Source organism: Acinetobacter sp. P1332 (genome assembly GCF_044057475.1).
In the GTDB taxonomy this organism is placed as follows: domain Bacteria; phylum Pseudomonadota; class Gammaproteobacteria; order Pseudomonadales; family Moraxellaceae; genus Acinetobacter; species Acinetobacter johnsonii.
Genome location: NZ_CP171157.1, coordinates 3355286 through 3379292 on the forward strand (window position 1 = coordinate 3355286; position 24007 = coordinate 3379292).

Consider the following 24007-nt stretch of genomic DNA (forward strand, 5'->3'; position numbering starts at 1 on the left):
CTTATTTCCCCTGTGCGGCACTTTCAGTCGGAGTAGGCGTTTGCATTGGAACGATATTTGGCTTGACCTGCATTCCTGGGCGAACCAGCCCTTTAATAATGACTTTATCGCCAGTTTGCAGACCACTGCTAATAATCCGCAATCCATCAACGACCGAGCCAAGTGTTACAGGCCTAAATTCAACCGTATTATTCGAACCAAGAACCAGAACAAAATTATTGCCCTGATCTGTACCCACCGCCTGATCATCTATCAGAATGGTGGACTGTTTATTTCCAGTGGTCAGCTTAACTCTGGCAAACATACCTGGTGCTAATTCACCTGAATCATTGGTAATAGATGCCCTAACCCGTAGCGTCCCTGTACGCTGGTCAATTTGAGTACTTACAAAGTTTAATTTCCCTGTATAAGGATAAGTTTCTGTATTTGCCAATCCCATTTCGATTGGCAAGTTGAATTGTCCAGATTTATTTTGTCCCTTTAGATTGAGAAAGGTTTTTTCATCAAGGTCAAAATAAACATACAGCGGATTGACTGAAACGATGGTGGTTAAGGCTGTGGCATTGCCTGTATTTCCACCTGCAATCAAGTTACCACTGGTGACAAGAACACGGTCAATACGTCCTGAAATCGGTGCTGTAATATTGGTATAAGATAAATCCAGCTTCGCTGCACTGACGGCTGCCTGAGCCTCCTGTACTTGAGCCTGACGGTTATTTTTGGTTGCCAGTGCATCGTCATAAACCTTATTGGAGACGGCACCACTTTCGACCAGTTTATTTGCCCGGTTAAAATCCAGAACAGCCTGGCTATACTGAACCTCTGCTGCTTTCAGTCGTGCCTGGGCTGTCTTCAGAGCAACCTGAAAAGGTGCAGGATCAATTTTAAATAATACCTGTCCCTTACGAACATAACTGCCCTCAGGAACACTAACACTATTAATGACACCACCGACTCGGGACTTGATTTCAACGCTTTGTGGTGCCGATAAGTAGCCTGTATATTCGGCAGTTGGATTAAGTTCTTGTGTAATTACTTCCGCAACTGGAACCTGAGGAATAGGCATTTGAGCTGAACTAGCTTGTTGCTTGGGTTGATCCGATATATTTTTTGCTGTGTACAGCAGACCACCTGAGATAGCAATCACTACTGCTACAGCAACCGCTGTCATTCGTTTTTTCATGATATTCACCTTTTATGCAAAGCTACATCACTCTGGATAGGTTTCTATAGCAGTTGCACACATGCTAATGTTTCCAATAATTGGAAGGTCAATAGGGTGATCTGAATAGATTATACAAATGAACATATATTTATATGAATTATTAAAAAGTGAATTTCTATAAGTTTAATAGTCCGTTTTTTCAGCTTTATAAAACATACCTCCGTCTATGGAAATTAAATTCATGCAATATCCCTCCAGTATTAGACTGTCAAATTATTCATTTTATCCTAAGTAGAAATTTCTCTTAGAATAAGTAAAAACAGTATTACTTTAGAAAATTTGATTCCCTATTAGCTCAAAAATGGCACATGCCATTGATTATATTAAAATTAATAAATTAAATTTGACAATTTTTACATATGAACATATATTCATATGTAAAAATATATACATGTTAGGTTTTTATACATGAGTAATCAACGCGATCACAATCATAAATGTCATGATCATTCGCATGAAGGTCATGATCATTCGCATGAAGGTCATGATCATTCACATGTTCCTGATGTGAGTAACGGAAACGAAAGAAAAATTCTGATTTCGTTTTTTATCATTTTCGGGTTCATGCTTGTAGAAGCCACTGGAGGAATCATCTCTGGTTCACTCGCACTTCTGGCTGATGCAGGGCATATGCTTACAGATGCCGTTGCCTTAGGTTTAGCTTATGCTGCCTTTCGTTTCGGTCGCCGCATTGCAGATAATTCAAAAACATTTGGATACATGCGATTCGAAGTTATTGCTGGCTTAATGAATTCTCTTACATTATTCGCAATCGTTGGATGGATTATTTATGAGGCTATTGAACGCTTTCAATCACCTCAACCTGTCATGGCAGGACCGATGTTTATCGTTGCTATTATAGGTATGCTCGTTAACTTATTTGTTTTATGGTACTTAACAAGAGGCGATACAGAACATGTCAATGTTAAAGGAGCTATTCTCCATGTAATGGGCGATTTACTCGGCTCTGTTGGAGCAATTATTGCTGCCATAGTGATTTGGTACACAGGCTGGACTCCTATCGATCCAATTTTATCTGTTCTAGTTTCTTTACTTGTACTACGCAGCGCATGGTCTTTATTTAAACGTACTCTTCATATTTTACTTGAGGGTGCTCCTGAGAATGCTAATGCCCAAGAGATCACTGAATATCTTTTGAAAAATGTAAGTGGTATTGAAAAAATTACCCATATACATATTTGGATGATTACATCAGGTAGATCTATGGCAACGTTGCATGTCAAACCCAAAGATGGAGTTGACCTCGCGACATTAACTCTCAACATTGAGAATGAGCTAAAATCCAAATTTTCTATTGAACATCCAACTATAGCCATTGATTGGCAAGGCAATAGTACTTGTAGCTTAGAAAACCCAACTCAAATTGATCCACACGCTGGACATAATCACTAACCTTAAATCTTTATTGTTATTCACTGATGAGGAGACTTTAATGTCTGATAAATACTACAATTTAGGAGATTACCAGCGTCAAATAACTACGTCATCTCCTGATACTCAACTTTGGTTTGATCGTGGCTTATTATGGACATATTGTTTCAATCCGAGTGAAGCCATAAATTGTTTTAAGAAAGCTCTAGAACATGATGCAAAATGCGCAATGGCTTATTGGGGCATCGCCTTTGCATCTGGTCCAAATTACAATAAAGCTTGGCATTTATTTGATCCTTCAGACTTACAGAATACCATTCCATATATTAATGAAATTATGGAACAAGCAAAGTTAGCAGCGACTCATAATGCGACACAATTTGAGAAAGATTTAATTGATGCCCTTGCTCCACGCTTTCCAAAACACGTGACTATAGATGAACAAGACTTTCATGAGCTGAATTTTGCATATGCTCAAGCTATGAGATCATTTTATGAAAAATATTCTAATGATCTTGATGCAGCTGCAATGTTTGCAGATGCACTCATGTGCTTGAGCCCTCGTAAATTGTGGGATTTAGATACCGGTGAAGCCATAGGTTTAGGTACAGTTGAAGCTAGAAACGTGCTTGAAGTTGCTTTCACTAAACCTGGGGCAAATCGTCATCCTGTAATTAATCATCTCTATATACATTTAATGGAAATGTCACCTTATCCTGAAGTTGCATTGCCAGCTGCTGATAACCTTCGTAATTTATCACCTGATGGGTCACATTTAGCCCATATGTCCACACATATTGATAATGCATGCGGAGATTGGCGTCGAGTGGTTTATTCTAATCTTGATGCAATCGCAGCCGATGAAAGATATTTTTCTAGAGAAAAGAATCCAGGTGGTTGGAATATCTTGTATCGCGTTCATAATTTAATGGTAGGTGCTTATGGTGCAATGATGGCAGGTAAATCACAGGAAGCGTTATTTATGGCTCATCGTATCAATGACATTTTAACACCCGAAGTACTACATATCACTACACCGCCAATGGCTAATTTAACTGAAAGCCATTGCACAACACTACCACATGTTATGATTAGATTTGGCATGTGGGAAGATATTCTGAAACTTGAGCTACCTAAAGATAAAGGTCTATATAGTTCCACAACCGCAATGATTCACTACGCAAAAGGCATAGCATTTGCTTCATTAAGAAGAGTTAAAGAGGCCGAAAAAGAAAGAGAGTCTTTTATAAAAGCAGTAGCTAATGTATCAGAAGAGCGCTTTAACTCTATACCTGTTAAAGAGGTCGAAGCTTTAAAAATTGCTGCCAAAATGATTCATGGCGAAATTGAGTATCGTAAAGGTAATACGAAAGAAGCATTCGCAATCTTGCGAGAAGGCATTAAATTAGAAGATGCTCTTCCTTATTGTGATCCTCCAGCTTGGTTACAACCAGTTCGGCATGCATTCTGCGCACTTAATATGGAACAAGGAAACTTTGAAGTAGCAGCCCAAGAATATCGGATTGAACTGGGGCTAGAAGGTGACCTTGGACGTCGCCGAATTCGCCCTAACAATGTATGGAGTCTTCATGGACTTTATGAGTGTTTAGCAAAACTAGGTCTAGAGAAAGAAGCTCGAGATATTTCGCTGCAACGTGATATAGCACTTGCCTCGGCTGATATTAATATTGAAGCATCCTGTTTCTGCCGATTAAGTGCATTTGAAGATAACACTACAAGTTGCTGTTAAAAACAGATAGCACTTTCCTCAAATAGATATCAAGGCATATAGCTAGACATTTCTTAATTATATGCCCTTGATCTTAACTTTTTGTAGATGATACTGATAACTTAAATAAATGCATGATATATTTCTTGTTTAGAGTAATAAAAATAAAGAATTCCTATAACCCTCTTTCCCCTTAAAGTTATTTAATTTAGATATTTTTGCAATACATTACGTACTACTATAAATTAGTGCTCCTCACTAATATGACTTGCCATATCTAATAAAACCTGACTAACATGTAAATCATCTATTTCATAAAATACTTGTTTAGATTGTCTTTCGCCTTTGACTAAACGAGCTGAACGCAATAAACGAAGATTATGACTGACTAAAGATTGGGATAAATCAAGAGCATCACTGATTTCACCTACTGAACTAGGCCCCCGCATACAAAAAAGTAGAATTTTAAGTCGTGAAGCATCACCTAATAGCCGAAATGTTTCAGCTAAAGACATAATCTCATCTTGAGATAATGGTATCGGGTGATTATTAAAATTCATACTAATACTTAAATTCCTATTATTTAGAAAATATATATGTTTACATATTCTACCCTTGACCTTCCCATAATGGCAAGGTTTATGCTCTTAATAATTGGGTAAGCACTATAGGTATATCTTATGGGAAAGGCAACAGATAAGCTTTCTAATAATATGAAAGTTACATTAAAAATTGAAGGGATGACATGTGCCAGCTGTGTTGGGCGTGTTGAAACAGCACTCAAAAAAGTTGATGGTGTACAGTCTGCCTCGGTCAATCTAGCGACAGAACGTGCAGATATTGTACTTGATCAGCCTGTGGATCGTCAGGTACTGGTTCATGCCATTGAACAATCAGGTTATGACGTGCCCGCAAATAATATTGAATTATCAATTAAAGGCATGACCTGTGCTAGTTGTGTAGGTCGTGTCGAAAAAGCCCTTAAAGCCGTTGCAGGTGTAAAAGAGGCCAATGTCAATCTTGCGACTGAGCGTGCAACGGTCAGTGGTTCAGCAAATGTCGATGACTTGATTACCGCAATTGATAAAGCTGGTTACGATGCCACAGAAATTCAAGCTTCTATTCCTGACCAGACAGAGCTGCTTGAGAAAAAAGATCAAGAACGTGCTGAACTTAAGCGTGATTTGATTCTTGCAACCCTATTGGCTTTGCCTGTATTTATTTTGGAAATGGGATCTCACCTTATCCCTGGTGTACATCAACTGATTGATCAAACTATTGGGATGCAGAATAGCTGGTATTTACAATTCATACTGACCACACTGGTTTTGGTTATTCCAGGACGAAGATTCTATCAGAAAGGTTTTCCTGCATTATTCCGTCTAGCTCCTGATATGAATTCTTTGGTCGCTGTGGGAACATCAGCAGCATATTTGTTTTCTATTGTTGCCACATTCATACCAAACATCCTCCCATCAGGAACGGTGAATGTGTATTACGAAGCGGCTGCGGTGATTGTCGCATTAATCTTACTGGGTCGTTTCCTTGAAGCAAAAGCCAAAGGGCGAACCTCTGAAGCAATCCAGCGTTTAGTCAGCTTACAAGCCAAAACTGCCCATGTTTTACGCAATGGTCAAATGGTGGATATTGCAATAGACCAAGTGGTTGCAGGTGACATTATCATTGTAAAACCAGGGGAAAGAATCCCTGTTGATGGTCAAGTCACGGATGGAAAAAGCTTTGTCGATGAATCCATGATTACAGGTGAACCAATCCCTGTGGAAAAAGGCATCGGCAGTGATGTAGTGGGCGGTACCATTAACCAGAATGGCACGTTGACTTTTACCGCTGTGGCGGTGGGTGGCGAAACTATGCTGGCTCAAATCATTCGTTTGGTTGAGCAGGCACAGGGTTCTAAAATGCCGATTCAGGCTGTGGTGGATAAAGTGACCTTATGGTTTGTACCTGCGGTGATGATTGCCGCAGTGCTTACATTCCTGGTCTGGCTGATTTTTGGTCCATCACCAGCCTTAACTTTTGCATTGGTTAATGCGGTGGCAGTGTTGATCATTGCCTGTCCTTGTGCAATGGGATTGGCGACACCAACCTCAATTATGGTCGGTACAGGTCGTGGTGCAGAGTTGGGAGTACTGTTCCGCAAAGGCGAAGCCTTACAACTGTTAAAGGATGCCAAAGTTGTTGCAGTCGATAAAACAGGGACATTAACAGAGGGTCATCCCGTACTGACTGACTTTGAAGTGACTCAATTCTTTGAGCGTGATTATGTCCTAGGCATGGTTGCGGCTGTTGAATCCCGTTCTGAACATCCGATTGCTAAAGCAATTGTTGATGCGGCAAAAAGTGAAAACCTGACTTTACCTAAAGTTGATACGTTTGATTCAGTCACAGGCATGGGTGTCTGTGCAACCATCAATGGTAATGAAGAAATCAATATTGGTGCAGACCGTTATATGGTTCAACTTGGTATTGATGTTGCTCCATTTGTTGCCACAGCTCAGCGTCTGGGTGATGAGGGTAAATCACCACTTTATGTTGCTGTCGATGGTGAACTGGCAGGAATTATTGCAGTTGCTGACCCAATCAAAACCACAACGCCAGCAGCGATTAAGGCTCTACACCAATTAGGTCTCAAGGTAGCAATGGTGACGGGTGACAATGCTCGTACTGCTCGGGCAATTGCCAAACAATTGGGTATTGATGAAGTGATTGCTGAAGTTCTACCAGAGGGTAAAGTCAGTGCGGTTAAAGAGCTGAAAGCAAAATACGGCAATATCGCTTTTGTGGGTGATGGGATTAACGATGCACCCGCTTTGGCTGAAGCTGATGTCGGACTTGCGATTGGTACAGGTACAGATGTTGCAATTGAATCTGCCGATGTCGTGTTAATGTCAGGAAACTTACAAGGTGTTGCCAATGCGATTGCCTTGTCCAAAGCAACGATTGGTAATATTCACCAGAACTTATTCTGGGCATTTGCCTATAACACCATGTTGATTCCTGTTGCTGCTGGTATATTGTACCCAGCCTATGGAATACTGATGTCCCCAATCTTTGCAGCAGGAGCAATGGCTTTGTCCAGTGTATTTGTACTTGGCAATGCATTACGTTTACGTCGATTCCAGCCACCATCCGTCAGTCAAGGCTAAGGAGGATATGATGAACATTGGTAAAGTCTCTAAAGCTTCGGGAGTTACCGCCAAGATGATTCGTTATTATGAGCAGATTGGCCTAATTCCTGCTGCGGGACGTAATAATGCAGGTTATCGCTCTTACTCAGCAAATGATGTTGAACGTTTAAAGTTTATCAAGCGAAGTCGTGAACTCGGTTTTTCAGTAGCAGAAATATCAGACTTACTTGATTTATGGAATAACCGCGGTAGACAGAGTGCTGATGTCAAACGCCTTGCTCAGGGTCATAGTGAAAAGCTGGAAGAACGTATCAATGACCTACAGCAAATGGCGAATACCCTCAAGGACTTAATCGACTGTTGTGCTGGTGATAATAGACCCGACTGTCCGATTCTTGAAGGCTTGCAAGAACCTCACAATGAAATAAAGGACGTTCACCATCATAACGACCTGCTTTCCGTTTCACCTTTAACCCGAAAGAAATAGCAATAGGATATAGGGAGAAGTAAAATTAATTTTACTTCTCCCTATTTTTTATATTTATAACTATGAACTAAAATATGTCATTTCTTTTAGATACTTACATTGTCAAATAACTGCTAATTTAACATCACAAACATTCCTAAATATTGAGCTTATAATTCATTGCCCACAAAAAAGCGACTCAATAGAGAGTCGCTTTATCATTTCGTCCGTTTTTAACGAGGAGGAAAACCAGCCTCGGTTAAAGCCTCAACGATTTGCTGCTGTGTTGCAGTTGTTTCAACTTTTACACTACGATTGGGTGGTTCGGTGATGACCTTTGCATTGGCATCTATTGCTTGAATTGCTCTGGTTACACCACGGGCACAGCCACCACAAGTCATATCTTCAACATGAAATTCCATATTTAACTCCACTATTACTATTCAGGATGTGTTTAATATAAACCTTGCCATAATTGTAAGGTCAAGCATTAAAAGTAAAATTAATGTCCCTCAGATATATAATTGACTGTGTACTTAGGTATTTCTACCTCCAAGTTTTCATCTTGGACCTTAACCTGGCAAGATAGTCTTGATTGGGCCGTAAGCCCCCAGGCACGATCCAGTAAGTCCGCCTCTACATCATCCATTTCTTCTAAACTGTCGAACCCTTTTTTCAGAACAACATGGCATGTTGTACATGCACCTGATAAATCGCAGGCATGTTCTATGGGAATGCCATGATCCAATAAACTTCGACATAAATTACTTCCGCTTTCAATTTCAAGTTCCGCACCCTCTGGACAAATCTTTTCATGCGGAATAACTATAATTTTTGGCATATAACATAATCCTCAATTCATCAAATTTATAGATAAAACAAGGGGCTTTAAAAAGCCCCTCATTTAAAAGAATATCGAATAGAGAAGTATCTACTTATGTTTACTTAACCATTCATTCATCATCTTGATTTCTGATTCCTGGGCAGAGATAACATCTTCAGCAAGCTGGCGTACTTCTGGATCAGAACCATATTGAAGAACTACTTTTGCCATATCAATTGCACCTTGATGATGGGGGATCATGCCTCTCATGAAATCAACATCAGCATTTCCTGTAAATGGAACCATCATATCTGCGTGCATTTCATCATTGATCTTAATATATGCTTGAGTTGATGGGCTATCTTCATTTTTGCTGCCAGAATGATTTTTGTTTTTTGCCAACCATTCATTCATCATCTTGATTTCTGACTCTTGGGCAGAGATAACGTTCTCGGCAAGCTGACGCACTTCTGGATCAGAACCGTATTGAAGAACTACTTTTGCCATATCAACCGCACCCTGATGGTGAGGAATCATACCCAACATAAAGTCAGTATCTGCATTTCCCGTGAAATCAATACCCATTCCGCTGTGCATACGAGTATTTACTTCCATATAGGCATTTGTAGATGGATTATCTGTTTTAGCTGAACCATTCATATCATGGTGCATTGAATGGCTTTCATGTTTATTCTCACTCATTGAATTTTCCTTTGGAGCGTCAGAAGAGGAACACCCCGCACTAAATACAATCGCACCGATCATTAACATTGGAACAAAGTGTTTCATGGAGTTATCCTCTTACTACAATTATGAAAAAATAATGGGTAATAAGCTCGGAAGTTATTCTTTCATATCAGGTACATCATTACCCTTGATGTAGCAACTCTATTCTTTCCAATTATGGTAAGGTCAACACCTAATCAAATAAAAATAATTAAAAGAATAAAACAATTAAAAACAAATACTTAAAGACAATTAACTCCGTAGTGAGTCACAATAATCAATAGAATTAAAAAAATCACCTCCAATCACAAATAATATTTTTATATAAATATCAATGTGATATGTGTCTTCATGGTTTCACAATTATTTATTTGACTATTGGATGCACTACAAAAGACTACAAACATTCTCAAACTTTATACTTAAAAATTATCTTACTTCCCATCTTAAATTTGAGCATTTATGACAATAAAACCTTATTTATTAAAACCTTAAAATAATTATTAAGGTATAATTATTTTAACCATAACTACTATTTTTTGAGTTTCACAATGTCTGAAATTGATTTTTATAAAAGATTGAACAGATTAGAGAAAAGACGAAAAGGTACTGACCTTACATACAATGCTTTTGATAGTGTAACAGCAGGCGTAACTTCATTTAATGAGTTTGATGAATTAAAACGTACAATAGAAAAATGGCAGATTGTATCAGACAAACCATCTATCCGTTATGCAGTAGGAGCAATGCAAGAAGTTAGTAAACGTTACACAGAAATCAGTATTGAAACTGCTAAAAGAATTGAAAAACAATTAGAGCCTAGGCTACTAAATAATCATAACATTGTCACAGAATACAGATTACAAGGGTCAGTTCCCCTAAATATTCATATCAAAGGTGTAAGTGATGTTGATTTACTTGTACTTAACAAATCACATTATCGTACAGAGGGTTATTTAGGTACTTTACGTCATGATGATATAAAAATATTAAGAGAACTCAGGAACGCGTGCACTTATGAATTAAGACAAGCATATCCTGCCGTAACAATTGATACTACTGGTGCTAAATCTATAACTTTAACAGGTGGATCACTTCCTCGGGATGTAGATGTTGTACCCTCTCATTGGGTAGAAACATATGAGTACCAACAACAAAAGCACCTTTATTTAAGAGGAGTCAATATTCTAGATAATAAAACTCCTACTACATTGATGAACTTACCTTTCAAGCATATTTTTTATATAGATTACAAATGTAAATACTATGCTGATGGAGGATTGAAAAAATCTATCCGCCTTTGTAAAACAATAAAAGCCGATTTAGTTGAAGAGGGCAAAGTAATTTACTTAAGTAGTTTTGATCTAGCCTCTATTATGTATCATTCCAATCTAGAAAATTTAAAGAAAGGTAGAACAAATGCTTTAGCAATAGTTCTTGAAACAAAAAGATTTTTTGATTATCTGTATCATAACCCAAACTATAGAAATAGCTTATATACACCTGATATGACCAGAAAAATATTTGATAGTTATCAGAAAGAAACCTCTCTCACAACAATGAGCATTGCCTTAGATAAACTCGTTACGGAAATACGTAAAGATTTGGGTTACCTATATGACGAAACCATTGGCTCTTATCCATTAGTTATCTAATTTTTCCCATAACATTGTTCCCATGGTTCTTCGACCAGTAACATTATAATATTTAGCACTGGCACTTTTATTGTCTTTATGAAGTGTCAGCTCTACAAATCCTCGATGGATACGTAACTCTTCATGATCTAAATCTTTTGGTTTGTTTTCATAACTATAAAGAACTTTGTATTCTTCAATTTCGTCATAAATAATTGCAGCAGAAATACTGTCAGATGTGGAAAATTCTGTTTCTAATCTGATTCTTACTTTATCCCAACTTTGTAAAATTGTTACTTTTCCAATCCACTCTCTATTGTGCTTAATCATTTCAGAATTTTCTTCTTGGTAATCAGAGATACCTTTACATGACCATTCTCCCGAAATATCAGGATATTTCAGAATCTTGAAAAATAAACCTGTTTTCCATATCCATTTATCAAATAGAAAATAAAAAGTAAGAAATAATAAAGCAGTGATAGCACTAGAAATGATGACATTCCAATAAGGAGACAATCCACCCAAGAACTTCAGTAAAAAGTAAATCAATATCCAAGATATAAACGTAGCAAGTGAATAAACATATTTCCCTGCATGAGACCTATTGAATCCATTATGAACACAATATTCATGACCTAATTGCCCCATACATACCCTCTGGAAGCCCAAAATTCAGTTTTAACTTTATGTAGCTACATTAGCGTTATATGGTCCAGTTATACAAGCAATTTAGGTATCCAATATTGCTGATCACCAAACCTCACTTCAAAGCCATCATTCAGCCCCCTATAATTAATACTATCCATTTGATTAAAAAAGGATTTATCCAAATTATGAAAATACATCAATCCTAACTTTATCCACTCTAGTTCATTAAAATTTTCCTCTGGGGCTTTCATGATGGCCAACAATTGTTTTTCCAGTTTCTTCATATTACTTTTTTCTGTTATTTTTTCATCTAGTACCCATGACGTATCAAGGTTCGTATCATAATTCTTGTTTAAAAAATTAAGAAAGCCAACAATAGCGCAAGCTTGTCCAGGGGACTTAAATAAGTAATATTTTACATGCCACATTGTTGGTAAATCTAATCGTGATTGACTTACCAACAGCATTAAAGCAGATGCTGGTTTCATGGCTAAACGGGCAGAACGTATACTCGTTTTCCCTAAATCCATTTTATTTATTAAAACCTGATAATAGTTCTGAAGAATTTGGGCTGAAAGCGATGAACCAGGACATGAGTTCGCCAGTTTTCTCAGTTGGTCAAATTCAGAACAGTGGCCTTTAGATTGGGTATCTATATGCAGGTGATGTACTGCAACCAACCACCGGATGGGCAGCTCATATTTGCGTAAACCACTTGTTCTTAGTCTATGTAATAAAGAGTCATTGTCTGGGATCTGATCTCCCCAAAGATCACTGGTCTTTTCAAAAAAATGAATATGTTTACGAATTAGTAATGCAGCCTTATGCGGTCCAACCTCATGATCAAGCCAATTCATATAATCTTTAAAGTAACCTTTGAGGCTTGGATTTACTAATGTATTAACCAGTTCCTTAATCCTATTCCCCAATATTCTTCGCCATGTACATAATTCACAGTATTTCCCATATCCAGCAGGAATCTGTTGCTGGCAAGTTAGACATTGAAGTGGTGGACAGGTCAAACATTTCTTACAAAGCATTTTGCCTGACACAACATCCTGTTCAATCAACCTATATCTTCTACAACTTTGGCATGTCTGGTAATCACGGGTTGCACACTTTGGGCAAACTCTTAAATTATCTCCAAAACGGCTGATACGAGATAAGCGTTGTGATGTCACACCACACCGTTCACAAGCTTGAAACTCTCTAAAATAAACTGAACAACTATTACAAACAGGGCCTTGCTCCGTTATTTTTCCTATAGGGTAATCAATACGCTGACATCTAATGCAAGGTCTATTGGTTTCACATTGTTGGCAAACGGCCAAGTTATCAGCTTTATATAATCTGGAACTTTTACCACACGACGGACAATCCTGTTTTTTAAAAACTCGTACATAGCACTTATGGCAATAGTTACGCTGTTTATAAAGTCGGTGTATCTTTTCAACCGCATCACCACATTCATCACACTGAGGCATGGTGTTGTCCCCCCAAAAGTTACCCTAGTTTTCTTTTTAATCTTAAAAACTTGCGTATTACAGTCTCCTTACTTTTAGGTTTAAAGGTAGCTACCAATGCTCTCTTTGGAGGGTAGTTCCGATAAATCGAGCCTAATTGTTCTTCAACAGGCCTTAATATGGCTGGCAACTGGTTTCTCTTATCCCAAAATGAAGACCTGTTCATATTTAAAGATTTTGCTGTTTCAATAAACTTTTCCTGGGGAATAATGAGTAATTGATAAATACAGGAAAATAGCCGTTCTCTCTCGGTAACTGGAAGTTGGTTAACAGCCAATCCATTCGATATAAGCTCAGGATGGGGCACCTGAATTCTGAGTTGTTCAAGAAAAGCCCATCCTTTTCCATTTACTGAGCCAGCTAAAGCTTTTCTAATAAATTGTGAAAATAACTTAATCACCGTTAACCAATCAGTTACTGAAATCAACTTGTCTTGATAGGTTGCACAGCCTTGTTCCAGGAATTGATCAAAGATTTTTTGGAATGCCAAGGCATGACAATCCACAAGGCTTTTATTAACCTCCAATAGACTTTTTTTACATATTGAACAGCAAGTCATAACCTGATCAGGGGCTTCAAGACGTCTAGGTTGAATAGCATTATGGCAATGAGGACATTGATCATGTAAATGCTGATTATGTTTTATACAACCTGTATGCCAGGCAAAACGCCAAGGCAGACGGAAATAGGCAACATTATCCTCAGATAGACACTCAGGACAATATTGCCAGCCACCTCGATGCTTACGGTTTCTTGTACCTAATACCAAGTACCATGCATCAAGAGTTTGATTATCCAGATTATATTTAATTAAAAAATTGCGAAGCGTAGCAGAATTAAATTGGCTTTCATCAATTTTTGTCGTATTGATCAATACCTGTACTTGCTCTGCACTTAAACCACGATCTACATCTACAGACCAGATTCGCCATTTGGGCCAAAGTACTCCAGTTAAACTTAATGGGTCACAACCACTGTCAAGTGCGGCACGTATCAACCAAGAAGATAATGCCTCATCTTGCTTTAAGTCCGTGGGAATAAACCATGAATGGATTTCTGTTGCACTTATCATACCTAGTCCTCCACATTGCTTATTTCACACTTTCTAGCAAGCTACGGTCGATAAACTCCTGACCAGAAACAACAGCTTTCTTTGCGGCGTCCCGTAAAATCGTTCGCAGATTACCTAAGTTTCCATCTGTAATATCATGCAGATATTTTACTGTTGCTGGTTCAGCCAGTTTTGAAGCCTGTTTGAGGGGAAGAACTTTCTCAAATTTATTTACCATAGCTTGAAAGTCTTTATCTAGTTTCCATAAGGGCAAATTAACCACACGAAAACGGCTGACATGCTGTGGATCAGTACGCAGAACACTAATTGCTTCTTCTGTACCAAACCCAACAATGGGTATCTGTGTTTCATTACACAAATACTTAATCGCATTCATTACTGTTCTTTGCTTAATCGGACTGCCACATAATAGAGAATTCATTTCGTCGATAATGAGGAGCTTTACCTCATAAAGTTTAAGGCAATGGACCACTTGGTAACGTAGCTTCGCAACGGGATCTCTTTCTCGAAAAGGAACCCAGAACTTATCAAGAATAGCCATATACAGAGCTTTTTCATCAGGGGAAACAGGTGCCTGTACAATGATTACAGGTTTTACTGCATTATTTTCTGCATTGACATAACCCTCCCCATACAGCTTAAAGAACTGGTTAATAATTGAGGTTTTACCATTATTTGGCTTACTCAATACCAGTAAGTTGGGCATACGGCTCCGCTTAGGAAGTGTCAGGAATCCTTTCAATTGGTCTAACAAGTCATTGGCTGCTGGATACCCAATCCATCGGTCCTCTTCCAGGAAGTAGAGTCTGTCCTCATTAGACTGTTCCACAATAGGGCGAAACTCTTGAAAAACATGTGAATAGTTACTCATGAAATATCCTCATCATTTTCCAGCTCATCGAGAGGCAATAAACCATATACGTTTTCAAGCTGTTGCTCCAAAATCGTACTCTCTTGTTGAGGTTTTTTGCCCTGAATTGAAGCAGGGTTAACACTCTGTTGATGTTGGGTACTGCGCTGATGTGATCTGCGAGCCCGTCGAGTTTTAGTACTTGCCTCCTGAACACGCTCCCGAAGTTTAGCTAGAGCCTGTCCAAGTTCATGATCTTTTAGATATTCGCCAGTTTCCTTTTTCAGTTCCTGAATCTTTTTGTGTTCCCAAATACTAAATGGTGGAATACTTTGATCCGCTAAAGGAACCTTAAAATAATTTTTGATTTCGGGATCAAAGAACCATATCTCACTAATATTTCTTGGATCACGCCTAAAGATAAATTTACGTTTTTCCTTTTGATTATCAGGGTCTACAGCATTAATCCAACCTCTTAGTACATCAGCATAATAAGCAAGACCATCAATTGTTACACCTGTTGTTTGAATCGTCCTTTCAAAACTTGGTAGAAAATCAAGAAAGAAATTATGATCATTTGCAGGCAATCTAGCAGCCCCAGAACCTAACGTGTTTTTATCACCAAAGATACCTAACTCAAAAGCATGTAGTGGAGAAGTACCTAAAGCAGAGTGTTTCCTTTTGTGGTAAACATTACAGATAAAATCAATCAGCCAGTCCTCAAATTCGGAGAATGTGAAAACTGCTTCCGCATCTGAGTTATAGCCTTTTCTTTCAAAAATATTTGAAAAAGTTGTTCCTGGAACTGCGTGAATATCGGTTGCAAATGTTCCCATCAAACGTTCAATGTGCCCGCCAAAACGTGGTTTTTTAACTGGTCGGTATTCCAGACGAATATCATGTGCCATACAAGCATTTCTGAAAGTTTCTGAGTGAAACTCAGGTCCATTATCGACATGAATGGTGTTCATAATTCCCCAGACAGGCCATTCAGCTTGAATCTTGCGCGAAGCTAGCCATTTCTCTTTGGGCAGTACAGCTTGAGAAACGCTCATTGCAATAGACATAACAGAGGGGGCATCTAATGATAAGTAATATCCCACAACTACCCTTGAACGCACATCAATTGCCAACGTAAGAAAAGGTCGTCCTATAGGACACCTGCTAAAATCATCAACCAGAATAAGATCAACAGGCGTATGGTCAATCTGTACGACGGCAAGTGGATAATCAGCATGAGGGAATTTCCCTGCGGCAGGTGTAAATTTGTTATCGGCCTTTTCCTTATGTCCCCTCTTACGAAGAGAGTCTCTCTGGCTAATCGCTGCAATACGATTTCTTACTGTATTGGCATGAGGCACCTCTAGGATATGGTATTCATGACATAAGCGTTTCACTTCAAGTACAACTTTTTGAACACTTATTCTTTGATTAGTTAGGTATAAATCCTTGATGGCTTTTTCAATGATTGCTTCAGCATGTTTATTAATTATCTTCTTGCCTTGTGGCAATCCCTCTTTTCTGGGCCGCAATCCATCAATAGTTCCATATGCCTTATAGATTTTTAACCATCTATAGATAGTGGCTGGATTAATATCATGTTCTTGGGCTCGTAACTCTACTTCCTTACGACCACTCACGCCTCCCTCAATGAAAGGTCGGATGATGTTGAAACGTCTTTCAGCCTCAATCCAGTCTTTATCAGCGATGAGCTCTAGATCTTCATACTGTTCCACAGCTATTGATGGCCTTAATTCACTGATAGCCGCGATACTTTTCCTGCCAGTATTATTGTTTTCAACAAAAACCGATTTTAGGTCAATGACTTCAATAATCGTATGGGGAATCCCTTTTATCTGAACCGGCTCCCCAGCAGCTATTTTGATATTCACACGTCTATCATTCATGACAACTCCCATTTACCCAAAGTTCAGTAGATGGCTGTAAAGGCATACTTAAATCGCAAACCAGATAACCATGAGCAACTAAATACCAGATTTGACTAATTCCATTGGCTCTGTCCCATTTTCCAAGAAAATGTCTGGCTAATAGAGTCTCAAAAGTTACTGCTCCTCGATCTCTCACATAATCCAATAAGTGCTTTGAATCAGCAGGGGGAAATTCCATCTTTCGGTACTTTTGTAAAAACATGGCATTCGACCATAACTGGTCCCGAATACGCCCCTCATGTGCAATATGAAATTTCCAACCCTCTTCTTTGCATACCCTCATGGCAGCACGATATCTAGCTTTCCATAGATGCAAATTAAGTTGCAATTCATCTGTAGGTTTTACTTCAACCAGTTTAGGTGCAATAAATGGAATAAAATCATTATGCTTATAAGTTACTAGGTAGTCAGGGGTGTAAACTCGTTTCTGTCCATTATCAAAATACTCAATGGTAAATGGTTGAGACTCAACAGCAAGAACATTGGGATCAACCTCTAATCGAATAAGGAAATCCCGTTCAAGAGTTGATTCAAAGGCAACTGCGGAATCTTTTTTAAAAGGATATAAACCAGATACACTGATACGTGTATTACCAATTTTTCTTCGAGCTGGTACGATGTTAACGGTGTCGCATGATTGATTGTTCATTCTAGGTTCCGTTGCATAGTTCTTTATAAAATTTGTCGCATAGTTCTTTATAAAAGGTGGTCTAAGTCTTTGACCCTAGCTTATATTGTCGCATAGTTCTTTGTAAATAACAGCGGGTCACAACCCAAACCCGGTGAAATTACTTTGGCACATAAAGGCGTGCTGTTTTTAGATGAACTACCAGAGTTTGACCGCAAGGTTTTAGAGGTTTTAAGACAGCCGATAGAAGCCAAAGAGATTGTGATTTCGCGTGCTTCACGGCAGATCACCTTTCCAGCCAATTTCCAACTGATTGCTGCAATGAATCCGTGTCCCTGTGGTTATGCTTTTAATCAAGATAGCCGTTGCCAGTGCTCAGCCGAGGCGATTAAACGCTACCAAAACCGCATTTCAGGGCCTTTGCTGGATCGAATTGATTTACATATTGATGTACCACCCTTGCATGCTTCTGAATTGCAAGACACACAAGCCGTGGAAGACTCGGCAACTGTACGTGAACGCGTGATTCAAGCTTATCAATGGCAAATGCAACGCCAAGCTTGTCTCAATATGGCTTTATCACCCAAACAACTGGAACAGTTTGCGCCACTCAATGAACAAGCCGCGCTGATCTTTGAAAAGGCACAACAGCGCTTAAACTTATCTGCTCGGGGGTATCACCGTATTTTAAGAGTGGCCAGAACCATTGCCGACTTAGCGCAGTCTGAACAGATTCAAACAGGCCACTTAACCGAAGCCCTGTCTTATCGTGGGCAACATCACTAAAACGGCTGACTGTTCATAAAAACTGACAAGTTAGAGCGAAATCCCATCGCCGATAAAAAAAGCCCACTCGATTGGAGTGGGCTTTTTTATATTTAAGCAGCGTACAGCTTAGAACTCATACTTCAAACCGAAGACAACTTTGTTCTTTTGTTTTACGTCCGCACGGTCATAACCACCCAAGGTGTAATTCATACTTGCAGTTAAACCTGTTTCAGCTAAAGGTTTGCTCACGCCCACATCAAAATGACGGAAACCAAAACTCTCCGTCGTCCCTAATGCTTCTTCATAATCGCCAGAGTCTTGATAAGCATATAAGCCCAATGCCGTATCTAAGCTGAAATCATTCGGCAATGGATAACTATAAGTTGCCTTAATATAAGTATCACCCGCGTTACTCCAAGTGGTATCTTCCAGTAAAGTCTGTACAGTGACGCCAAAGTCTTTGTAGCTTAAGCCAAGCAAAGTTTCAAAACCGTTGGTATCTGAATTATCTGTTTCATAGTAATAATAATAAGTCGTACCAATAGTATAGCCGAGATCATCATTAATTGAGCCGTTATAGCCCGCGTAGAAATTGTTTTCAAAGGCATCACGGCCTTCTTCAACCAATGAATAACCCAGTGTAGAACCCCACCAACCTGCATAAAAACCAGATGCGTGGCTGTAATCTAAACCACCTTGAATAGTCGCATCTTCATTTTCAGGCGTATTGGTAATACCACGTAAGTTATAACTAGAAAAAACCCCAATATTCCCTGACACAGAATGAACGGACGTTGCTTCATCTGCATAAGTGAATGTAGAAGCTGCAGCTACCACAGCTAAAGATAATGCCTTAAGTGCAAATTTCATGGTTTGATTCCCCCACATCGTATCCGACGTCTTTTGGTTATTTCGATAAACTCATGTAGGTAGTAGCAATAGCTATGCCACATTCAATTCAACTTCAGATACACCTTTTACAAAATCATTATAAATAATTGTTTTTATTAAAATTATTTAAAATATAAAAAATTGAGCTCGCACTCAACTTGATCGTTAAACCTCTTCGCGGTGAATTGAAGCCAAGCCCATCAAGCAAACATAATTGTTTACAATATGCGCTATTTTGAGACTCATCTTTGGAAGGTACGTTTTTAAGTGCATAAAAAAAGTGCATCCCCAACCGATCTGGATGCACTTTTCATATCTACAACATTTAAAAGTTGTAAGTTAAACCCAGCACCAGATGGTCCTCTAAATCCTCGCCCATACGATTATGCACACCATAAATATAATCCGCAGACATCTCGATCCCTGTCTCTGCAAAGGGCCTACTCAGGCCTAAGCGAACTTCATTAACAGTAAAGTTCTTCTCTGTAGTGAGTATGGCATCATCATGCTGACGATAAATCGATGCACCAATTGAACTATTGAATTGAAAGTGTTGTGGAAGAGCATAATGATGTGCAAGGCTTAAATAAGTATCGCCCGCGTTGGCATAGCTCACATCCACTAAAGCCACCGTGACGCCTACATCAAAGTCTTTATAGCTCAAACTATTTACAAATTCCGCTCCAGTCGTACTTCGGCGTTCTGTGCGATCTTCACTATAGACCGAGCCGCCATCATTATATAAATAAGTCACAATATGCGACCGATAGCTTAAATCTGGACTGAGTGTGTGTGCATAACCCATATAAAAGTCATGCTCAACACCGTGATCTTTGCTGATATCCGCTGCATCATAATTCAGTGTTGAAGCCCAATAACCTGCATATAGACCAGATGTATGTTCATATTCAAGCCCTGCTTGCAGGGTAGGCTGGTCATTTTCAATACCCCCACGATAGATATACTGACTGAGCACAGCAAGGCTTCCACTGAGTCCGCCTTCTGAGCTTTGTTGCTGGGGCTCGCTTGCGTTGACCGACACACTGCCAGTGAAAAAAATTAAAAATAGTGCAATTTTATGTGAATTCTTATGCATTTAAGCTCTCAAAATCTCTTTAGACATGAATCATTTACTGATTCCATACCCATAAATTTTAAAGCTATTTTTTAACAATAGGTCAATTTTATCTAGGCAACTGCTGTGTAATTCATCATTTTCCAATCTGGGTATAGGTTATTCTGAACCGATTCCAGACGACTAGAAATGACTGAACACTTTGATTCATAAGCTAAAATGACCTCACAGTCTATATATTATTTTCTGCAATACATAGCAAAAAACAGAATTAAGAGGAGAAAAATAATTCGATGTTTTATAAAGGTTTATTTTAGCAAACCGAATATTTTAACCAAAATTAAAATATTTCAAACATATCACTTACAAAAAAATGCATTACTTTAGTTGAATATGATAAATAAAAATGAAAATTTTTCAGCGATTACTTATACAATTGCTGTTCTCTTTCCATCCAATTTGTATAAGGTTCGCTCCCCAATGCAAAACACAAAAAAATTAGCATTAGCAGTTTTAGTACAAACTGCACTTATATCAACAGCTTTTGCGAGTGAGCAAAGTGAATCTAAAGGTTTCGTTGAAGGCGCTGAAGGATCAGTGCTATTCCGCACAGGCTTTTTAAATCGTGATAAAAAAGACGGTTTAACAAATGATACAAGCTCAACTGCTCAAACTGCCATTTTTGATCTTCAATCAGGCTTTACAAAGGGTATTGTTGGCTTTGGTGTTGGCGTAGTAGGTGATGCATCTTTCAAGCTTGGTGCGAATAATAATACGGGTAATCAAATGATTCCTGTAGATGATCGTGGATTTGCTTATGATCATTGGGCTCGTGGTGGTGCCAATGTGAAAGCACGTATTTCCAACACAACCGTGACTTATGGTACACAGGTGTCAACACTTCCTGTCATGGCAAGTAATCAAGCCCGTTTAGTGCCTGAGTATTACACAGGTGTTTTCATTGAAAGTAATGAAATTCCAAATCTAAATGTGGTTGCAGGTAAATTCACAAAAAACCAAATGTCAAACCAAATTAGTACCGATAAAGATGTGACAGGTCAAGGACTTGATCGTGCAGTAGTTTGGGGTGCTAAATATAAATTTAATGATCAACTCAATTCATCGTATTATGGCTTAGATGTTCAAGATAAGCTAGAACGTCATTATGCCAATGTAAACTTTACCCAAAGCTTAAAAGACAAGAGTACCTTAACACTTGATGCCATGGGTTATCATACAAAATGGGATAAAGATGCGCTCACTGATTCACATACCACAGATGATCTAGCAAACCGCAAAAACTCGATTTGGGCTGTTTCAGTGGGCTATGGCAAAGATGTACATAATGTCATGCTTTCTTATCAAGATAACACAGGTAATACTGGGTATGACTATGGCTATAATGCTGATGGTTTACAAAGTATCTATGTCCCTAATTCCTATTTAGGTGACTTTAATGGTAATGATGAAAAATCTGTCGGGCTACAATATAACTACAACTTCAAAAATCACGGTTTACCTGGTCTAAACTGGACAACTGCATTTGTTTATGGTTGGGATATTGATATCGCTAAAATAACAGATCGCTCAAAAATCATTGACCAAGCCGAAGAACATGAGTTCTTTAACCAAGTCAAATATACAGTTCAAACAGGTGCATTGAAAGATGCAAGCCTACGTGTTCGCTATTCTTACTTACGTTCAAGTGATACCTATAATAATGTTTCTGGTCAATATGTCAGCAATGTCATTGGCTCAACCAATGAATGGCGTTTATTCCTTGATATTCCTGTGAAACTGTTCTAATTCACTTTAGATCAATTCATAAAAAACCGCCATTCAATTGAATGGCGGTTTTTTTATGAGCCTGATTTTAGGGTAATAAAATCAGGCTTTATTTTTTCAAAATTATTTTTTAGCAGCTTCGATTGCTTTCAACACTTCTTCTTTGGCAACAGCAGCATTTTCCCAACCACTGATTTTTACCCATTTGCCAGGCTCTAAATCTTTATAGTGGGCAAAGAAATGCTCAACTTGGCTGATCAACAGCGGAGGAAGATCGGTATATTCCTGAACATCTTTATACAATGGAGATAATTTTTCATGTGGCACAGCGATGAGTTTCGCATCAATACCACCATCATCTTCCATGTTCAGTTTGCCCACTGGGCGGCAACGGATGACTGAACCCGCAGCAACAGGATGTGGCGTTACAACAAGTACATCTAATGGGTCGCCATCTTCAGACAAGGTGTTTGGTACATAACCATAGTTCGCTGGGTAGAACATTGCTGTACCCATGAAACGATCTACAAAAAGTGCATCCGAATCTTTATCAATTTCATATTTGATTGGTGCTGCATTTGCAGGAATTTCGATGATCACGTAGATATCGTTCGGTGCATCTTTACCCGCAGGGATATTGCTGTAGCTCATAACATCACTCTTTAACAAGTTAAATCTTTTAAAAAAACCGCATCGATTATAACGGTTTTTGAGAAAAAAATATTTCTGCGATTATACATCCACTGGGTGAAAATATGTATGTTTCGCACTTAGCCCATCGTTAGTCGAATGACCAACAATAATAAACAAATAGGACAAAGCAGTGACAACAGCCAAACGATCGATCGAAGCGTCGACCAGTTGGCCAAATAGCAAATCCCATACACCACACGAAAGACAAGATAGGCAATACCAAACGTCATGGTGACCACTTGCGGAATCACCATATATTCAGCCATTAAAATAGCGGCAATAAATAACGGTAAACTCTCAAAGCTATTTTGCTGTGCCGCATTGGCACGTGCTGCCAGACCAGTCGTCTTGGCGAGAAATTCACGCGGATGTTGATTATCCTTGGCGCGAAATCCTGCTGTTTTTTTAGCAATGATTGTAAATACGTAAGGCAGTAAACAAGCAATTAAAATGAGATAAATAATCCCGCTAATGCTTTGCATTGGTTTTTTCTCATCAAGATCATTTCGATGGCTATCATAGCATGGCATTCCGAGGATAAATTTGGTTAAATTATAGTGTTTTTATAATTTCCCGATGAGACTCCTGCATGGCTAGCCCTGATCAAAAAGAAATGTTCGACGTGCTCGAAATTCAGCGTCAACATCAACGCCAAGTGGATCGTGTTTTAAAGATTGTGCTTCCCGTTACTGCATTTTTATTGGCGGTCATTTGTGCCAATATGAATATTGGTTCGACTCTTGGCACACTGGTCATACTGATCATTGCATTTTGGATGGTCGGGATTAAACGTCAAAACCTATGGTATTGGTTGCTTGCAGTGACCGTCTATTGTCTGATCGATAATGTCCTGAGTTTTGGTAGTTTTGCTTTCCCAGCTTTTAGTCGTCAGTGCGGTACGATGCTGACCTTTGTTGGCATCTTAGGCATTGGCCGTCCCTATATTGATCGCTGGTTAATGAAAAATTAAATGTGAACATG

General features: G+C 38.7%; 22 protein-coding genes and 1 pseudogene. 8 read left to right on the forward strand and 15 right to left on the reverse strand.

What is annotated here, in order from left to right:
- Window position 1 precedes the first annotated feature (1 nt).
- A complete protein-coding gene (locus ACFN7Z_RS16475; protein WP_023187985.1) occupies window positions 2–1183 on the reverse strand; it encodes an efflux RND transporter periplasmic adaptor subunit in 1182 nt (393 codons plus the stop codon).
- Between the two features lie 450 nt (window positions 1184–1633).
- Here ACFN7Z_RS16475 and ACFN7Z_RS16480 point away from each other — a divergent pair, with 450 nt between their 5' ends.
- Together ACFN7Z_RS16480 and ACFN7Z_RS16485 are read left to right on the forward strand one after the other, a co-directional pair.
- Window positions 1634–2638: a cation diffusion facilitator family transporter gene (locus ACFN7Z_RS16480; RefSeq protein WP_023187986.1), complete on the forward strand. Its 1005-nt coding sequence runs from the start codon at window positions 1634–1636 to the stop codon at window positions 2636–2638.
- A gap of 40 nt (window positions 2639–2678) precedes the next feature.
- The gene (locus tag ACFN7Z_RS16485) at window positions 2679–4367 is read left to right on the forward strand and encodes a hypothetical protein (RefSeq protein ID WP_023187987.1); all 1689 of its coding nucleotides are present in this window, start codon (window positions 2679–2681) and stop codon (window positions 4365–4367) included.
- 224 nt (window positions 4368–4591) lie between these two features.
- Here the strand turns inward: ACFN7Z_RS16485 and ACFN7Z_RS16490 are convergent, their stop codons facing one another.
- Window positions 4592–4906, reverse strand: coding sequence for a helix-turn-helix transcriptional regulator (locus ACFN7Z_RS16490; RefSeq protein WP_023187988.1), 315 nt, complete (start codon window positions 4904–4906; stop codon window positions 4592–4594).
- A gap of 120 nt (window positions 4907–5026) precedes the next feature.
- Here ACFN7Z_RS16490 and ACFN7Z_RS16495 point away from each other — a divergent pair, with 120 nt between their 5' ends.
- Together ACFN7Z_RS16495 and cueR are read left to right on the forward strand one after the other, a co-directional pair.
- Window positions 5027–7513, forward strand: a complete 2487-nt coding sequence (locus ACFN7Z_RS16495; RefSeq protein WP_274729138.1) for a heavy metal translocating P-type ATPase — start codon at window positions 5027–5029, stop codon at window positions 7511–7513.
- A 10-nt stretch (window positions 7514–7523) separates the two neighbouring features.
- Window positions 7524–7982, forward strand: coding sequence for a Cu(I)-responsive transcriptional regulator (cueR, locus tag ACFN7Z_RS16500; RefSeq protein WP_001020605.1), 459 nt, complete (start codon window positions 7524–7526; stop codon window positions 7980–7982).
- Window positions 7983–8194: 212 nt separating this feature from the next.
- On the opposite strand, the gene ACFN7Z_RS16505 is transcribed toward cueR, so the two are convergent.
- From ACFN7Z_RS16505 to ACFN7Z_RS16515, 3 genes are all read right to left on the reverse strand, one after another.
- On the reverse strand, window positions 8195–8383 hold the full coding sequence (locus tag ACFN7Z_RS16505; protein WP_000394310.1) for a heavy-metal-associated domain-containing protein: 189 nt from the start codon (window positions 8381–8383) through the stop codon (window positions 8195–8197).
- Between the two features lie 80 nt (window positions 8384–8463).
- Window positions 8464–8802, reverse strand: coding sequence for an ISC system 2Fe-2S type ferredoxin (gene fdx / locus ACFN7Z_RS16510; RefSeq protein WP_001124186.1), 339 nt, complete (start codon window positions 8800–8802; stop codon window positions 8464–8466).
- Window positions 8803–8892: 90 nt separating this feature from the next.
- Window positions 8893–9573 (reverse strand): DUF305 domain-containing protein, encoded by a 681-nt coding sequence (locus ACFN7Z_RS16515; RefSeq protein WP_000680279.1) that lies wholly within the window; start codon window positions 9571–9573, stop codon window positions 8893–8895.
- A gap of 488 nt (window positions 9574–10061) precedes the next feature.
- Between ACFN7Z_RS16515 and ACFN7Z_RS16520 the strand changes: the two genes are divergently transcribed.
- A complete protein-coding gene (locus ACFN7Z_RS16520; protein ID WP_001289337.1) occupies window positions 10062–11165 on the forward strand; it encodes a hypothetical protein in 1104 nt (367 codons plus the stop codon).
- On the opposite strand, the gene ACFN7Z_RS16525 is transcribed toward ACFN7Z_RS16520, so the two are convergent.
- From ACFN7Z_RS16525 to ACFN7Z_RS16550, 6 genes are all read right to left on the reverse strand, one after another.
- A complete protein-coding gene (locus ACFN7Z_RS16525; protein WP_000530048.1) occupies window positions 11154–11792 on the reverse strand; it encodes a hypothetical protein in 639 nt (212 codons plus the stop codon). The genes ACFN7Z_RS16520 and ACFN7Z_RS16525 overlap by 12 nt on opposite strands.
- Before the next feature lie 68 nt (window positions 11793–11860).
- On the reverse strand, window positions 11861–13276 hold the full coding sequence (locus tag ACFN7Z_RS16530) for a hypothetical protein (protein WP_004777765.1): 1416 nt from the start codon (window positions 13274–13276) through the stop codon (window positions 11861–11863).
- Window positions 13277–13295: 19 nt separating this feature from the next.
- Complete coding sequence (locus ACFN7Z_RS16535; RefSeq protein ID WP_000622362.1) at window positions 13296–14387, reverse strand: TniQ family protein; 1092 nt, start codon at window positions 14385–14387, stop codon at window positions 13296–13298.
- Window positions 14388–14406: 19 nt separating this feature from the next.
- On the reverse strand, window positions 14407–15258 hold the full coding sequence (locus tag ACFN7Z_RS16540; protein WP_000073961.1) for a TniB family NTP-binding protein: 852 nt from the start codon (window positions 15256–15258) through the stop codon (window positions 14407–14409).
- Entirely contained in the window at window positions 15255–17144 is a 1890-nt protein-coding gene (locus tag ACFN7Z_RS16545) for a Mu transposase C-terminal domain-containing protein (protein ID WP_000999878.1), read from the reverse strand. Before ACFN7Z_RS16545 ends, ACFN7Z_RS16540 begins: the two co-directional genes overlap by 4 nt.
- On the reverse strand, window positions 17137–17835 hold the full coding sequence (locus ACFN7Z_RS16550) for a heteromeric transposase endonuclease subunit TnsA (protein WP_001064759.1): 699 nt from the start codon (window positions 17833–17835) through the stop codon (window positions 17137–17139). The genes ACFN7Z_RS16545 and ACFN7Z_RS16550 overlap by 8 nt, the downstream gene beginning before the upstream one ends.
- Before the next feature lie 114 nt (window positions 17836–17949).
- Between ACFN7Z_RS16550 and ACFN7Z_RS16555 the strand changes: the two are divergent.
- Window positions 17950–18600 (forward strand): annotated as a pseudogene (locus tag ACFN7Z_RS16555) (ATP-binding protein); the annotation flags it as partial.
- 108 nt (window positions 18601–18708) lie between these two features.
- Here the strand turns inward: ACFN7Z_RS16555 and ACFN7Z_RS16560 are convergent.
- Both ACFN7Z_RS16560 and ACFN7Z_RS16565 read right to left on the reverse strand, forming a co-directional pair.
- Window positions 18709–19452: a TorF family putative porin gene (locus ACFN7Z_RS16560; RefSeq protein WP_004692873.1), complete on the reverse strand. Its 744-nt coding sequence runs from the start codon at window positions 19450–19452 to the stop codon at window positions 18709–18711.
- A gap of 346 nt (window positions 19453–19798) precedes the next feature.
- Entirely contained in the window at window positions 19799–20569 is a 771-nt protein-coding gene (locus ACFN7Z_RS16565; RefSeq protein WP_010325682.1) for a TorF family putative porin, read from the reverse strand.
- A 459-nt stretch (window positions 20570–21028) separates the two neighbouring features.
- On the opposite strand from ACFN7Z_RS16565, the gene ACFN7Z_RS16570 reads away from it, so the two are divergent.
- Complete coding sequence (locus ACFN7Z_RS16570; protein WP_010325681.1) at window positions 21029–22354, forward strand: OprD family outer membrane porin; 1326 nt, start codon at window positions 21029–21031, stop codon at window positions 22352–22354.
- A 102-nt stretch (window positions 22355–22456) separates the two neighbouring features.
- Here the strand turns inward: ACFN7Z_RS16570 and ppa are convergent, their stop codons facing one another.
- A complete protein-coding gene (gene ppa, locus ACFN7Z_RS16575) occupies window positions 22457–22984 on the reverse strand; it encodes an inorganic diphosphatase (RefSeq protein ID WP_005060879.1) in 528 nt (175 codons plus the stop codon).
- A 119-nt stretch (window positions 22985–23103) separates the two neighbouring features.
- Window positions 23104–23508, reverse strand: a complete 405-nt coding sequence (locus ACFN7Z_RS16580; RefSeq protein WP_005401007.1) for an MAPEG family protein — start codon at window positions 23506–23508, stop codon at window positions 23104–23106.
- A 107-nt stretch (window positions 23509–23615) separates the two neighbouring features.
- Here ACFN7Z_RS16580 and ACFN7Z_RS16585 point away from each other — a divergent pair, with 107 nt between their 5' ends.
- The gene (locus ACFN7Z_RS16585; RefSeq protein ID WP_010325680.1) at window positions 23616–23996 is read left to right on the forward strand and encodes a hypothetical protein; all 381 of its coding nucleotides are present in this window, start codon (window positions 23616–23618) and stop codon (window positions 23994–23996) included.
- The last annotated feature ends 11 nt before the right edge of the window (window positions 23997–24007 follow it).